Raw genomic sequence first — 14,166 nt, 5'->3', positions numbered from 1 at the left:
TTTTATTTTGCCAAACAAACGTTGTTAAAAGGAAACAGACAAGCCACAACCATACTTTTATTAATAACTTTAGGTTTAGGAATTGCTTTTATTTTTAATCAATTTGCAGGCTTTAGTGCTATCATTCAAGATGGGTATAATTTTACTGGGCCAACTAGTAATATTACCATGTCTTATGTGTATGTTATCGCTGTAATGCACATTTTACACGTAATTGTTGGGTTAATTTGCCTAATCGTCGTAATTTATAATCATTTTAAACAAAAGTATAGTCCGGCTAAAATGCTTGGATTTGAACTAGCCACAACATTCTGGCATTTCGTAGATTTTCTGTGGCTTTACCTCTTTTTGTTTTTATATTTCTTTAAATAAATAATTTGTATATTTTTGACTAACCATAAAACTGAATAATTAATATGAATACTACAGTTGTAAATACTGGAACCGAAGGAAAAACTTGGGGTGGTGGTAAAGATCCACTTAACGCGAGTTACGGTAAAATGATGATGTGGTTTTTCATCGTATCCGATGCCTTAACTTTCTCAGGCTTTTTAGCAGCCTACGGATTTTCAAGATTTAAATTTATCGATTCATGGCCTATAGCAGATGAAGTGTTTACACACGTTCCATTTATGCATGGTCAGGATTTACCAATGATCTATGTTGCTTTCATGACATTTATTTTAATTATGTCGTCTGTTACTATGGTTCTTGCAGTAGATGCAGGTCATCATTTAAACAAACAGAAAGTATCTATTTACATGTTTTTAACCATTATAGGTGGTATTGTTTTTGTGGGCTCTCAAGCTTGGGAATGGAATACTTTTATAAAAGGTGAATATGGTGCTGTACAAACACGCTCTGGGAATTTACTTCAATTTGTAGATGCAGAAGGACACCGTGTAGCAATTAGTGATTTTGCAATTGCAGAACACTCTACAAGAGCACAGCATGAAAAAAAGAACGGAATTTGGTTTACTAGTGAAGGTACATTGCCTGCTTACTCTGTAAACGAAGTTGTAAAAGGAATGGAAGCTAATGAAAACGTTTTAGTAAGAACAGAGCTTTTAAATGCAGAAGGACAGAAAACGGTATTATCGCGAGCAGAGTCTTTAAGACAATTAAAATCTAACGGACAATTAGTGGTGCAAGGTGCAAATCTTCAAGTTAACGAATACGGAAAACCTATTTTTGCAGATTTCTTTTTCTTTATTACAGGATTCCACGGATTCCACGTACTTTCTGGTATCATTTTAAACATCATTATTTTCTTTAATGTTGTTGTAGGAACTTACGAAAGAAGAAAAAGTTACGAAATGGTAGAAAAGGTTGGTTTATACTGGCACTTTGTAGATTTAGTTTGGGTATTTGTATTTACTTTCTTCTACCTGGTTTAATTTTAAGATATAATTTTTAGAACATGGCACACGCACAAAAATTAGAGATATTTAGAGGGGCATTAAAATTTAAGTCCAATACAGATAAAATTTGGGGAGTATTAATTTTGTTATCTGTCATTACAGCTATAGAAGTTGTATTAGGGATTTACAAACCAGAAATTTTAATGGGATACGTTGCTGGAATGAAAGTTTTAAACTGGATTTTCATTATTTTAACTGTGGTTAAAGCGTATTATATTACTTGGGATTTTATGCACATGAGGGATGAAAAAGCAGGATTAAGACGCGCTGTTGTTTGGACAGGTATATTCTTAATCTGTTATTTATCTTTTATATTATTAACAGAAGGAGGTTATATCGAAAATGTATACTCATCTGGTTATATAACACACGATTTTTAATACACTATAAGTGTTAAATCAAAGTATTAAGGCGGTTTATTAAACCGTCTTTTTTATTTTTGCACGATAGTTAAAATTTGATTTCAAGTTTTGCTTTAAAGCCTAATTTATGAATGCTAAACAAATAAAAAGATACGCAGTGTTATGTGTCTTGTTTTTCCTTCCTGTTACCTTTTTATTATTCCTATATCCTGCAAAGCACAATTATAATACTTTAGATATTTTAAGTGATAATGTGGCAGATCTTAATGGGTTTGTTGCTTCTAATGATGAAGATGTATTGCTTAAAGATCATTTAACAGTTCTTGGCTTTTTTGGAAATTCACCATTAAAACAACTTACTACAGCCTCAAACTTAAAAGAATTAATCTACGATAAATTTAAAGGGTTTAAAACCTTTCAAGTTGTTATTTTACTTCCGCAAGGCACAGAAGCCGAAGCTAAAACATTAAAGGCCGAATTAATGAAATATGAAGAGCTTAAATATTGGCACTTTGTATTCGGGTCTCCCAATGCCATTAAAGCCATTCATAACAGTTTAAATGTGCCTGACGAATTAGATGCAGGTTTAGCGACAGACCATGTATATATTGTAGATAAAGAGATGCATGTTAGAGGACGATTAGATGATAGAACCGATAATGAATTGGCAAAAAAAATTGCAGCATACCCTAAAGTTTCTTATGATGCGATTAAAGTAGCCGATTTGAAAAATAAAATGAGCGAAGATGTTAGAATATTATTTACTGAATATCGTCAAAAACGTAAAGGTAATTTCGATTCTACTTCAAGACGAGCAAACGATTTAAAAGGAACAGATGAGTAGTAAAACAAATTATTCGTACATAGGTATAGCCTTCATTATTCTAGTTTTCGGAATTCTTTTTATTCCTAAAATTGTCGATCGTATTAAAAACGATGATATTTCGCGTAGTGATAGAATTAGTAATGTGCCAGATAATAATTTTTCAAATACAGAAAAATTAATGTTTTTAGAGATAGATGGTGAAGCTAAAAAAGTGCCAGATTTTAGTTTTATCAATCAGAATAGAGACACTATTACTAATAAAGATTATTTAGGGAAAGTGTATGTTGTAGAGTTTTTCTTTACAACTTGCCCAACCATTTGCCCTATTATGAGCCAGAACTTAGTTCAAATTCAGGATCGTTTTAAAGGTATAGATGGTTTTGGTGTTGCATCATTTACCATTAACCCTAGTCAAGATACCCCTGAGGTTTTAAAAGCTTATGCTGAAAAATATAAGATCACTAATCCGAATTGGAATTTAATGACTGGAGATCGTGAAGATATTTATCAATTAGCAAACTTAGGCTTCAATTTATATGCTGCAGAAAACGAAGATGTCGCTGGCGGATTTGAACATTCTGGTAACTTTGCTTTAATCGATAAAAATGGATTTATAAGATCCAGAGCAGACAGCTTTGGTAATCCACAAATTTATTATCGAGGCACCATCACTGAAAAAGAAAAGTATAACGAAGAAGGTGAAGAAGAAGAAATAAGCATGCTTAAAGAAGACATTAAAAAACTTTTAAATGAGTAATTCAGAATACGTAGTAAACACAGAAAAAGCAGTCAAGTATAATAAATGGATTATAGCATTGTCTGTTATTATTCCTATTGCCGTAGCTATATTGTTTGGTGTTAAAATCCCGAATGTAGAACCTTTAGGGTTTTTACCTCCAATTTATGCCACAACTAACGGGTTAACGGCTATTGTATTAATATTAGCTTTTTTAGCAATTAAAAAGAAAAATATAAAGCAACATGAGTTATTAATTAAAATAGCCATGGTACTTTCTGTTTTGTTTTTAGTGCTATACGTAGCTTATCATATGACGAGTGATTCTACTACGTTTGGAGGAGAAGGCGCTATAAAATATATATACTATTTTATTTTATTCACACATATAGTATTATCTGTAGTTGTGATTCCGTTTGTTTTAATCACTTATGTACGTGGTATAACAAATGATATTGTTAGACATAGAAAAATTGCTAAAATCACCTTCCCGCTGTGGCTATATGTTGCTGTTACCGGAGTTATCGTGTATGTTTTAATTTCACCTTATTATAATTACTAATGAAAAAATCACATATTCTTTTAGTTGTATTTATCTTTGCGGTTAGTTTCTCTGCAGAAGCGCAATGTGCTATGTGTAGAGCCGTTTTAGAGACCGAAGATGGTCAAGGTGCAGCAAAAGGTATTAACGATGGAATTGTGTATTTAATGGCCATTCCATACATTTTAATAGGTGGTATTGCTTATGCGATGTACTTAAAATTCTTCCGCACAAAAAAATAATTTCATTTTTACTGTAACAATTTCTTCAATAAGTAGTCTTAATATTAGTTGTTTATACCAAATCCCTTATTCTTAAATTAGAATATGGAATCTAACAACAAAAACCATTAAGCCAGCTAATATGATTGAAATTAAAGATTTACATAAATCTTATCACATGGGATCTAATACTCTACATGTGCTTAAGGGCATTAATTTTAATGTGAAAGAAGGCGAATTGGTCTCTATAATGGGGTCTTCCGGATCGGGAAAATCAACATTACTTAATATCTTAGGGATGTTAGACGAAGCTGATACTGGAGATTATACACTTGATGGTTTCGCTATTAAAAACTTAAATGAAAAGATTGCAGCTAACTACCGCAATAAATTCTTAGGATTCATTTTTCAATCTTTTAACTTAATTAATTACAAATCTGCTTTAGATAATGTCGCCATGCCATTGTATTACCAAGGGATGAAGCGTAAAGAGCGTGTAGAAAAAGCCGCTCATTATTTAGAAAAAGTTGGATTAGCAGATTGGTCTCACCATTTGCCAAACGAAATGTCTGGAGGTCAAAAACAACGTGTAGCCATTGCTAGAGCGTTGGCAAGTGAACCTAAAGTTCTTTTGGCCGATGAACCTACAGGCGCATTAGATACTAAAACTTCTTACGAGGTCATGGACCTTATACAGGGTATTAATGAGGAAGGTAAAACCATTTTAATTGTAACTCACGAGCCAGACATTGCACAAATGACGAAGCGTATTGTCAATTTAAAGGACGGGTTAATTATAAATGACACCAAGGTTGAACAAGTAAGAGCAATAAGCAATGTTTGATATAGAACGTTGGCAAGAAATCTTTGAAACATTAAGAAAAAACAAGTTAAGAACCTTTCTTACTGGGCTTTCTGTGGCTTCGGGTATTTTTATTTTAGTGATTCTTTTAGGGTTTAGTAAAGGAATCCAGAATGGAGTAACCTCTCAGTTTGAGCGTGATGCTTCTAACTTAATTAGCATCTGGCCAGGAGTTACTACAAAAGAATACAAAGGTTTAAATCCAGGACGATATATTCAATTTAAGAATAACGATTTTAATACCATTTCTAGAAAGTATAATGATGAGATTGAACACGAATCTGCTTTTTATACCATTTGGGGCGGATTAGTAAACTATAAAAATGAATCGGGGAGTTATAGAATTCAAGGGGTGTTGCCAGGAAATCAGTTTATAGAAAATGCAGATATTGGTCAAGGACGTTTCCTTAATTATTCCGATGTCGAAGACGCCAAAAAAGTTGCTGTAATTGGAAATCGGGTTAAAAAGGACTTGTTTAAAGATGAAGATCCTATAAATAAAGACATTTCAGTATACGGTATCAGTTATAAAGTAGTTGGTGTGTTTTTCGATCCAGGAGGAGAACGCGACGAGAGTAAAGTGTTTTTACCATTAACCTCTGCGCAACGTGCTTTTAATGGTGCAGACGAAATTCGTAATATGATGTTTACCCTTAAAATGTCAGACGATTATAATAAAGCCGCATTAGAATCTGCAGCAATTTCTGAAGCTATACTAACAGATTTAAAACAAAAACATATTGTTGATCCGGATGATACAAGTGCAATCAGGGTAAACAATACTATGGAAGAGGCTAAGAAAATTTATTCATTAATCAGTACCATTTCAGCGGTGTTTTGGTTTGTTGGTATTGGTACTATAATCGCTGGAGTAGTAGGCGTTGGTAATATCATGCTTATTATTGTAAAAGAGCGTACCAAAGAAATCGGAATTAGAAAAGCATTGGGCGCACAGCCTATGTCTATAGTAGGAATGATTCTTCAAGAATCGGTTTTTGTAACCATGTTTTCAGGATTATTTGGTTTAATACTTGGGTTAGGTTTGCTAGAAATAGTTGGGCCATTAATAGAAAGTGATTTTATACAATATCCGCAAGTCGATTTTAATACCGCAATAACCACAGTTTTTATTTTAGTATTTGCAGGTGCATTAGCAGGCTTTTTTCCAGCCTATCGTGCAGCACAAATAAAACCAATAATAGCTTTAAGAGACGAATAATATGTTTAGTAAAGATAGATGGGACGAAATATTAGAAGCACTAAGCGCCAACAAGTTTAGAACCTTGTTAACCGCTTTTGGTGTCTTTTGGGGTATAACCATATTGGTATTACTATTAGCACTAACAAACGGATTAAGAAATGGTGTCACTGCAGATTTTGGAAACTTTGCAACCAACTCCATGTTTATGTGGACGCAACAGACGTCCATTTCTTATAAAGGCTTGCCAAAAGGACGTTTTTTTAATTATAAACTAGGAGATGTAGAAGCTTTAAAAGCAGAAATACCCGAACTTAAATACGTCTCTCCAAGATTACAGTTAGGAGGCTATAGCGGAGACAATAACGTAACAAGAGGTATGAAAACGGGAGCATTTCAAGTTAACGGAGATTATCCTGAATTTATAAAACAGCAACCTATGGATATTACAAGTGGCCGTTTTATAAGCTACTCAGATATTCATGCGAAAAGAAAAACCTGTGTTATCGGTGTCGATGTGGTTAAAGGACTTTACGATAAGGAAGAAGATCCGTTAGGAACATATATTAAAATTAGCGGTGTTAATTTTATGGTTGTAGGTACGTTTAAAGCTAGTAACTCTCAAGGCGATCAAGAAGAAGATGCGAATACTATTTTTGTACCGTTTACCTCGTTTGGACAGGCGTTTAATAGTGGCGATAATGTGGGTTGGATGGCTATTACAGGACACGATGGTAAAAGCATTACAGACCTTAAACCTAAAATATTCGAAATTATAAAAGCCCGACATAAAATTCATCCAGACGACAATAGAGCGATTGGTAATTTCGATTTGTCGGAAGCTTTTGGTCGTGTAAATGGATTGTTCTCAATTCTAGGGTTTGTAGGTTATTTCGTTGGAGCCTTGGTGTTAATGTCTGGTATTATTGGTATTAGTAACATCATGTTAATTGTAGTCAAAGAGCGGACTAAAGAAATTGGAGTTCGTCGTGCCTTAGGTGCCACACCTTGGACCATTAAATCGCAAATATTACAAGAGAGTTTAATTTTAACCATAAGTTCTGGAATGGTGGGTATATCGTTTGCAGCTGGAGTTATTTGGTTAATGAACTATATTTTAGATCATAGCGGACCAGTAGATAACTTTGCCAACCCAAGTGTGGGAATGTCGGTTGTTTTTACAGCCTTATTTATATTAGTTGTTTCTGGATTGTTAGCTGGTTTAATACCTGCAAATAGTGCCACAAAAATGAAACCCGTAGACGCTTTAAGAATAGATTAAAAAGTAAAGAAGTAACATACATGAAAAGATCATCAACCGTAATCGTATTAATCCTAATTGTTGTCGTTTTTGCAATATCGCTCTTCTATTTATGGAAGAAAAATCAGGAAGATCCTATTACCTATACCACAGACGTGGCGGTAGAACAGACTATTGTTGTAAAAACAGTAGCAACAGGTAATATTGTGCCGAAAGAAGAGGTGCTTATAAAACCAAACATTTCAGGTGTTATAGAAGAGATTTATATTGAAGCTGGAGAATATGTAAATACAGGCGATTTAATTGCTAAAATTCGTGTCATCCCAAATGTATCATCTCTATCTAGTGCACAAAATAATATAGCTACAAATAAAACCGCTTTACAAACGGCTAAAATTAATTTAGAAACTCAAGAAGCTAATTATAATCGCCAAAAAGCATTGTTTGAAAAAGGTGTAATTTCAGAAAATGATTTTGATGCCATTAAAAACACCTATTTACAAACAAAACAAGCTGTTGCTCAAGCAGAAATAAATGTGACTTCTGCCAGACAAAATTTCGATATTATAAAAACGGGTACAACCTCTGGTTTAGGAAATATAGCACAAACATTAATTCGTTCTACAGTCTCTGGGATGGTTTTAGATGTACCGGTTAAAGCAGGGAACCAAGTTATTGAAGCAAATAATTTTAACGAAGGCACATCAATTGCAACCTTAGCCGACGTTAATAAAATGATTTTTGAAGGAAAAGTGGATGAAAGTGAAGTCGGAAAAATAAAAGAAGATTTACCTTTAGAAATCACTGTTGGTGCTATCGAAAACAAAACGTTTGATGCTATTTTGGATTATATCGCACCTCAGGGTGTTGAGGAAAACGGAGCCATTCAATTTGAAATTAAGGGGACTTTAAATAAAGTAGAAGATGTATTTATTCGTGCTGGGTTAAGTGCGAATGCTTCTATTATTTTAGATAAAGCAGAAAATGTATTGGCCATTAAAGAAGCTCTGGTACAATACGATGAAAAAACACAATTACCATTTGTAGAAATTGAAGAAGGCGATCAAAAATTTGTTAGAAAAGATGTAGAGTTAGGTATTAGCGATGGTATTTTTGTACAAGTAATAAGCGGAATTTCGAAAGACGATAAAATTAAAGTTTGGAATCAAATTCAAGGGATTCCAAAATATGCGCAATAATTTAACCATTACGTGTAACACTTTTAACTATTTTTAGACTGATAATGTAATTATGAAAAAAATAACACTTTTAGGCCTTTTCCTTTTTAGCGGAATAACCATTTACGCCCAAGATAATAAACAATGGACTCTTGAAGCCTGTGTAGATTATGCTTTAGAGAATAATATCTCTATTAAACAATCTGAACTAGATACCAAATTAACAGATATCGATAAATCTCAGGCAATCATGGACTTCTTACCTACCGTAAGTGCCAATAGCTCGTACTATATAAATACGGGAGCCAATGTTAACCCGTCGACCAATCAATTCGAAAATCAAACCTTTAGATCGGCTAGTGGAGGTCTAAATTCATCAATGAATTTATTCTCTGGTTTACAGAATTGGAAAACATTACAGCGTTCTAAAATAAATATTATAGCCACTCAATATCAATTAGATAAAATGAGGGATGATATTTCAATATACGTAGCGAATGCGTTTGTGGAAATTTTATATAATAAAGAACAAATTAAAGTTCTAGAGTCTCAAAACAAAATCACTAAAGAAAACTTAACTCGTACAAAAGAGTTGGTTGATGCTGGTGTGCTTCCACAAGGCGATTTGTTAGAAATTAAAGCAACAGATGCAACACAAATACAACAAATTATAGCTGCAGAAAACGATTTGTTTATCTCAAAAATCGGTTTAGCACAATTATTACAAATTAAAGATTATCAGAGTTTCGATATTGCAGAAGAAGATTATGGTTTATTTCCAGATGCTATATTAGAAGAAGATGCTTCAACTATAATTGCTAAAGCTAAAGAAGAGGTTTACGATGTTAAGATTGCAGAAGCTAATTTAGAATTGGCAGAAAAAGATTTAGAACTTACAAAAACGACTTATTATCCAACATTATCAGCCTATATGGGTTACAGCACACGTTGGTCTAGTACAAATTTAGATTTTATTACGGGAGAACAAATGGGCTTCTTTGATCAATTATCAACTTTTGATGGTACATCTTTAGGCGTTCAACTTAGTGTGCCTATCTTTAATGGATTAACCACTAGAAATAATGTTAAACGTAGTCAGATTAATGTAGAGCGTTCTAAATATTTATTAGAGCAGGCTAATTTAGATTTAGAGTCTCAAGTATACCAAGCGTATAACGATGCTAAAAATGCGAAAAAATCTTACGAAGCTGCGATGCAAACATCTGAAGCACGACAATTAGCATTCGAGTACGCACAAGAGCGTTACACAGTAGGTTTATCTAATGCATTCGATTTTAATCAGTCTGCCATTACTTACGAAAATGCGCAGTCAGATGTTGTAAGAACAAAATATGAATATATATTTAAAGTAAAAGTTTTAGAATTCTATTTCGGAATTCCAATCGACCAAATAAATTATAACTAAACCATGAAGAAGAAAAAGTTAATCCTTATTATTTCCATAATTGTAGCACTTCTGGCATTACTTGTCATTGGAAAAAAAGCAGGTTGGTTTGGTAAGCAAACTAATTTTAAGGAAGTTGAAACTCAAGAAATATCAACAATAGATATTATTGAAACGGTATCTGCAACCGGTAAAATTCAACCTGAAATAGAAGTGAAGCTCTCTAGTGAAGTGTCTGGAGAAATTATAGCACTTCCTGTTCGCGAAGGTCAAGAAATTGAAAAAGGAGATTTATTGGTAAAGATCAATCCAGATATTTATCAGTCTAGTTTAAACCGCTCTCAAGCGACACTTCAGAATGCTAAATCTGGTTTAGATCAAGCAGAGGCGTCTTTAAAAGAAGCTAAAGCGAGTTACGTACGAAATAAAACCTTGTTTGAAAAAGGCATTATTGCTAAAGCAGATTGGGATAAAGCTATTTCTGCTTACGAAGTTGCCGAAGCCTCTAAGTCTTCTGCATATTATAATATGCAAAGTGCAGGAGCAACAGTAAATGAAGCTAACGATAACTTAAATAGAACAACAATCTTTGCTCCAATGAGCGGTACAATTTCTAAATTAGATGCCGAATTAGGTGAGCGTGTCGTAGGAACTCAGCAAATGGCAGGTACCGAAATTATGCGTGTAGCTAATTTAAATAATATGGAAGTTGAGGTCGATGTAAATGAAAATGATATTGTTAAAGTGAGTATTGGAGATTCTACAATTGTTGAAGTTGATGCGTATTTAAAGAAGGAATTTAAAGGTATTGTTACTGAAATTGCAAATTCTGCAGATGAAGCATTAACATCAGACCAGGTCACAAACTTTAAAGTAAAAGTTAGAATTTTAGAAGAGTCTTATAGCGATTTAGTTGAAGGTAAACCAAAATCATATTCACCATTCCGTCCAGGAATGACGGCTACGGTAGATATTATCACTAAGCAACGCAAAGGAATTATTGGTGTGCCAATTAGTGCCATTGTAATTAAAAACGATACTACAACGTCTAAAACCACGACACCAAAAACGTTAGATTCAACAGAAAAATTTGAATGTGTTTTTGTAAAAGAAGGTGAGCTTGCTAAGCTTCGTGTGGTTAAAACAGGAATACAAGATAATTCGAATATCGAAATTATTTCAGGATTAGAAACTGGAGATCTTGTGATTGTAGGACCTTACAATATGGTAACCAAAACGTTGAAAAGCGGAGATAAAGTTGGAACAAAATCTGACGAAGAAGAAAAAACTGAAGAGTAATTAAACGAATACATATACTGTGGCATTACTATTAAATATAGAAACAGCAACAACAAACTGTTCAGTCTCACTATCTAAGGATGGTGAGACTTTTGCTTTAAAAGAAGATAACGACAAAGGCTATTCGCATGCAGAACGACTTCACGTTTATATTAAAGCATTATTTGAAGACAATAATATTGAAACCTCTCAATTAGATGGTATCGCTATAAGCAAAGGACCAGGTTCTTATACCGGATTACGTATAGGAGTGTCTGCTGCTAAAGGCTTATGTTATGCACTAGATAAACCTTTAATTTCTGTATCTACTTTAGAAGCCTTAGCGCATCAAGTTAGCATTACAGACGGTGTAATTGTATCTATGTTGGATGCACGCCGTATGGAAGTGTATGCTGCTGTTTACGATGCTAATTATAACGAAGTAAGAAGCATAGAAGCAGAGATTTTAGACGAACATGCTTTCGAAACTTTTTTAGAAGAAGGGAAAGTGTATTTTGTAGGTAATGGTGTCGAGAAAACAAAAACCATTATAACACATCCTAATGCTGTGTTTGTAGATGGCAAATTACCATCGGCTAGAGAAATGGGCGCTTTGGCAGATGTGAAGTACAAAAAAAGCGACACCGAAGATGTCGCTTATTTTGAACCTTATTATTTAAAAGATTTTGTGGCTTTAAAGCCTAAAGCAAAATAGTTATTAAGACTCTTTATGAATTTCAACTTGATGTGGGTAAGGAATTTCAATTCCAGCTGCATCAAGTTGTAATTTAACTGCTTCTGTGTTTTCAAAATGAACATCCCAGTAATCTGCGTTTTTAACCCAACCTCTAACGGCAAAGTTTACAGAACTATCTGCTAATTCTGTTACAGCTACCATAGGTGCAGGATCTTTTAAAACCTTAGGGTTAGATGTTAAAACATTCATTAATACCTCTTTTGTTTTCTTGATATCATCATCATAGCTTACACCTACAATCATATCTAAACGAATTAAGTCGTTAGCACTGTAATTTATAATATTACTGTTAGATAAAGGTCCGTTAGGAACAATAACCTTACGGTTTTGTGGAGTTGCTAATTCTGTAGTAAAAATTCTAATTTCTTTTACCGTTCCAGATTCACCACTTCCAGTGATATAGTCTCCAACCTTAAAAGGTTTAAATAATAAAATTAGTACTCCTCCTGCAAAGTTAGCAAGCGAACCTTGTAACGCTAAACCAATAGCTAAACCTGCAGCTCCAATAATTGCAGCGAAAGACGTTGTAGGTACTCCCAACGTTCCTAAAAGGGTAATGATTAATAAGATTTTTAAACCCCAACTAATAAGACTAGAAAGGAAACCTTGTAGGCTATCTTCATACCCGCTTTTAGTCATTAATTTTTTTGAAGTACTTACTAATTTCTTAATAATCCAAGAACCAATAATCCAAATTAATATTGCTCCAATAATTTTTACTCCGTATTCTAATCCTAAATCAAGCCACTTTTCTGTGTCGATGTTTTCTAAATTCATATTTTTGATAATTAAATTTTTATAATGCAAATCTAAAAAAAACGTCTCTAAATCATATTTTTTTGAAGATAAAGAATTATTAAATAAGAAAAAACGCCCAATATTAAGTAATACTGTGCGTTTTTTCTTATTTAAATGAAACGGTAAGTCTCTGTAAACAAGCTTATCCGTTAATCGCTTCTACATAATCTACTTTGCCACTAAGCATTTCTTTAAGCATGTTCTCAATACCATTTTTTAATGTAAATGTAGACGACGGACATCCGCTACAAGCACCTTGAAGAATTACTTTTACCGTTTTAGTATCTGCATCATACGACTGAAATTGGATATTACCACCATCGCTTGCTACAGCTGGTTTTACGTATTCTTCAAGAATATTTATAATCTCTTTAGAGATATCGTCCATAGCCTCAAACGATTCATCAATTTGTGGTGTTGTTTTTCCTAATGCTTCTGGAGCTTCAGCAAGAACGACATCTTTTCCTTGTTCTATAAATCCACGAATAAATTCACGTAATTCCATTGTAATATCCTGCCATTCTGCAATATCGTACTTGGTAATCGATACGTAATTTTCGTCTATAAATACACTCTTTACAAAAGGGAAATGAAACAATTCTGAAGCTAAAGGAGATAGTTTGGCTTCATCTATAGATGTAAATTCAAACATAGCAGTCACTAATTTTTTGTTAGCGACAAATTTTTGTACAGCTGGATTTGGTGTGCTTTCTGCATAAACCGTAACAGCCGTTTTCTTTGGTGCACTATCGTCTAAAACAATAACTCCATCGTTATTTAAATAAGTTTCTATTTGTTCAGAAACTTCGTCTTGTACATCGTTCCATTCTACAATATTATAACGTTCTATGGCTATAAAATTAGCAGATATATAAACCTTTTTTACAAATGGTAAATAGAATAATTGTTGTGCCAATGGTGAATTTTTGGCCTCGTCTATATTGTTAAATTCAAAACTCTGATATTTTGTGATGAATTGATTTAATTCAAATTTTATAATTGCTGGATTGGTTGTCTCTTGTATTGAAACACTAAATGTTTTCATTTATAAATAATTTTGACAAAAATAACAAAACTAAATTTTACTTATCTGTTTAAGACTCTTAAATTATACTACAGAATATGTGAAAGATTTTTCTTATATTTAAAGTTGATTTACATAAATCATCTATGAAGTGTCAGAAAAATCAGGTGAATTTCATGTTTTTCGTTCTTTTTCAGCACGCTTTAGACCAAAATGAGCGTTAAATTTATATATTTGGACGTGCAATATGCTGACTTCCCCTCTTTAGTATGTTGTAACTGAATTAATAGCAAACGCA

Annotated in this window: 16 protein-coding genes; 14 read left to right on the top strand and 2 right to left on the bottom strand. The window is 33.3% G+C overall.

The window, feature by feature from the left end; all coding sequences use genetic code 11:
• From AST99_RS00540 to tsaB, 14 genes are all read left to right on the top strand, one after another.
• On the top strand, positions 1-372 hold a 372-nt coding region (locus AST99_RS00540; protein WP_198151362.1), incomplete at its 5' end, for a cytochrome c oxidase subunit 3.
• A 44-nt stretch (positions 373-416) separates the two neighbouring features.
• Positions 417-1,397, top strand: coding sequence for a cytochrome c oxidase subunit 3 (locus tag AST99_RS00535; protein WP_057778018.1), 981 nt, complete (start codon positions 417-419; stop codon positions 1,395-1,397).
• Between the two features lie 23 nt (positions 1,398-1,420).
• A complete protein-coding gene (locus tag AST99_RS00530; protein WP_057778016.1) occupies positions 1,421-1,801 on the top strand; it encodes a cytochrome C oxidase subunit IV family protein in 381 nt (126 codons plus the stop codon).
• 109 nt (positions 1,802-1,910) lie between these two features.
• Positions 1,911-2,627 (top strand): hypothetical protein, encoded by a 717-nt coding sequence (locus AST99_RS00525; protein WP_057778014.1) that lies wholly within the window; start codon positions 1,911-1,913, stop codon positions 2,625-2,627.
• On the top strand, positions 2,620-3,366 hold the full coding sequence (locus AST99_RS00520) for an SCO family protein (protein WP_057778013.1): 747 nt from the start codon (positions 2,620-2,622) through the stop codon (positions 3,364-3,366). Before AST99_RS00525 ends, AST99_RS00520 begins: the two co-directional genes overlap by 8 nt.
• Positions 3,359-3,907: a DUF420 domain-containing protein gene (locus tag AST99_RS00515; protein WP_057778011.1), complete on the top strand. Its 549-nt coding sequence runs from the start codon at positions 3,359-3,361 to the stop codon at positions 3,905-3,907. The genes AST99_RS00520 and AST99_RS00515 overlap by 8 nt, the downstream gene beginning before the upstream one ends.
• Positions 3,907-4,128 (top strand): hypothetical protein, encoded by a 222-nt coding sequence (locus AST99_RS00510; RefSeq protein WP_057778009.1) that lies wholly within the window; start codon positions 3,907-3,909, stop codon positions 4,126-4,128. The genes AST99_RS00515 and AST99_RS00510 overlap by 1 nt, the downstream gene beginning before the upstream one ends.
• A gap of 121 nt (positions 4,129-4,249) precedes the next feature.
• Positions 4,250-4,951, top strand: coding sequence for an ABC transporter ATP-binding protein (locus tag AST99_RS00505; RefSeq protein WP_057778007.1), 702 nt, complete (start codon positions 4,250-4,252; stop codon positions 4,949-4,951).
• Positions 4,944-6,188 (top strand): ABC transporter permease, encoded by a 1,245-nt coding sequence (locus tag AST99_RS00500; protein WP_057778005.1) that lies wholly within the window; start codon positions 4,944-4,946, stop codon positions 6,186-6,188. The genes AST99_RS00505 and AST99_RS00500 overlap by 8 nt, the downstream gene beginning before the upstream one ends.
• Before the next feature lies 1 nt (position 6,189).
• Positions 6,190-7,449, top strand: coding sequence for an ABC transporter permease (locus tag AST99_RS00495; RefSeq protein ID WP_057778002.1), 1,260 nt, complete (start codon positions 6,190-6,192; stop codon positions 7,447-7,449).
• 20 nt (positions 7,450-7,469) lie between these two features.
• The gene (locus AST99_RS00490) at positions 7,470-8,627 is read left to right on the top strand and encodes an efflux RND transporter periplasmic adaptor subunit (RefSeq protein ID WP_057778000.1); all 1,158 of its coding nucleotides are present in this window, start codon (positions 7,470-7,472) and stop codon (positions 8,625-8,627) included.
• A gap of 52 nt (positions 8,628-8,679) precedes the next feature.
• The gene (locus tag AST99_RS00485; RefSeq protein WP_069727771.1) at positions 8,680-10,032 is read left to right on the top strand and encodes a TolC family protein; all 1,353 of its coding nucleotides are present in this window, start codon (positions 8,680-8,682) and stop codon (positions 10,030-10,032) included.
• A 3-nt stretch (positions 10,033-10,035) separates the two neighbouring features.
• Positions 10,036-11,310, top strand: coding sequence for an efflux RND transporter periplasmic adaptor subunit (locus AST99_RS00480; protein ID WP_057777997.1), 1,275 nt, complete (start codon positions 10,036-10,038; stop codon positions 11,308-11,310).
• 19 nt (positions 11,311-11,329) lie between these two features.
• A complete protein-coding gene (tsaB, locus tag AST99_RS00475; RefSeq protein ID WP_057777994.1) occupies positions 11,330-12,004 on the top strand; it encodes a tRNA (adenosine(37)-N6)-threonylcarbamoyltransferase complex dimerization subunit type 1 TsaB in 675 nt (224 codons plus the stop codon).
• 3 nt (positions 12,005-12,007) lie between these two features.
• On the opposite strand, the gene AST99_RS00470 is transcribed toward tsaB, so the two are convergent.
• Entirely contained in the window at positions 12,008-12,823 is an 816-nt protein-coding gene (locus tag AST99_RS00470) for a mechanosensitive ion channel family protein (protein ID WP_057777991.1), read from the bottom strand.
• Positions 12,824-12,986: 163 nt separating this feature from the next.
• Entirely contained in the window at positions 12,987-13,889 is a 903-nt protein-coding gene (locus AST99_RS00465; RefSeq protein WP_057777989.1) for a NifU family protein, read from the bottom strand.
• Positions 13,890-14,166: the final 277 nt, after the last annotated feature.

The organism is Formosa algae, from assembly GCF_001439665.1.
Taxonomy (GTDB): Bacteria; Bacteroidota; Bacteroidia; order Flavobacteriales; family Flavobacteriaceae; genus Formosa; species Formosa algae.
Note: the sequence above shows the minus strand (reverse complement) of the source record. Positions and strands in the feature narration are given on the sequence as shown.

What these genes read in the sequence shown, in the direction of transcription:
- AST99_RS00525 (WP_057778014.1), top strand. Translation starts at nt 1,911, where the DNA reads ATGAATGCTAAACAAATAAAAAGATACGCAGTGTTATGTGTCTTGTTT.
- AST99_RS00530 (WP_057778016.1), top strand. Translation starts at nt 1,421, where the DNA reads ATGGCACACGCACAAAAATTAGAGATATTTAGAGGGGCATTAAAATTT.
- AST99_RS00470 (WP_057777991.1), bottom strand. Translation starts at nt 12,823, where the DNA reads ATGAATTTAGAAAACATCGACACAGAAAAGTGGCTTGATTTAGGATTA.
- AST99_RS00515 (WP_057778011.1), top strand. Translation starts at nt 3,359, where the DNA reads ATGAGTAATTCAGAATACGTAGTAAACACAGAAAAAGCAGTCAAGTAT.
- AST99_RS00465 (WP_057777989.1), bottom strand. Translation starts at nt 13,889, where the DNA reads ATGAAAACATTTAGTGTTTCAATACAAGAGACAACCAATCCAGCAATT.
- AST99_RS00490 (WP_057778000.1), top strand. Translation starts at nt 7,470, where the DNA reads ATGAAAAGATCATCAACCGTAATCGTATTAATCCTAATTGTTGTCGTT.
- AST99_RS00485 (WP_069727771.1), top strand. Translation starts at nt 8,680, where the DNA reads ATGAAAAAAATAACACTTTTAGGCCTTTTCCTTTTTAGCGGAATAACC.
- AST99_RS00510 (WP_057778009.1), top strand. Translation starts at nt 3,907, where the DNA reads ATGAAAAAATCACATATTCTTTTAGTTGTATTTATCTTTGCGGTTAGT.
- AST99_RS00505 (WP_057778007.1), top strand. Translation starts at nt 4,250, where the DNA reads ATGATTGAAATTAAAGATTTACATAAATCTTATCACATGGGATCTAAT.
- AST99_RS00520 (WP_057778013.1), top strand. Translation starts at nt 2,620, where the DNA reads ATGAGTAGTAAAACAAATTATTCGTACATAGGTATAGCCTTCATTATT.
- AST99_RS00495 (WP_057778002.1), top strand. Translation starts at nt 6,190, where the DNA reads ATGTTTAGTAAAGATAGATGGGACGAAATATTAGAAGCACTAAGCGCC.
- AST99_RS00480 (WP_057777997.1), top strand. Translation starts at nt 10,036, where the DNA reads ATGAAGAAGAAAAAGTTAATCCTTATTATTTCCATAATTGTAGCACTT.
- AST99_RS00500 (WP_057778005.1), top strand. Translation starts at nt 4,944, where the DNA reads ATGTTTGATATAGAACGTTGGCAAGAAATCTTTGAAACATTAAGAAAA.
- AST99_RS00535 (WP_057778018.1), top strand. Translation starts at nt 417, where the DNA reads ATGAATACTACAGTTGTAAATACTGGAACCGAAGGAAAAACTTGGGGT.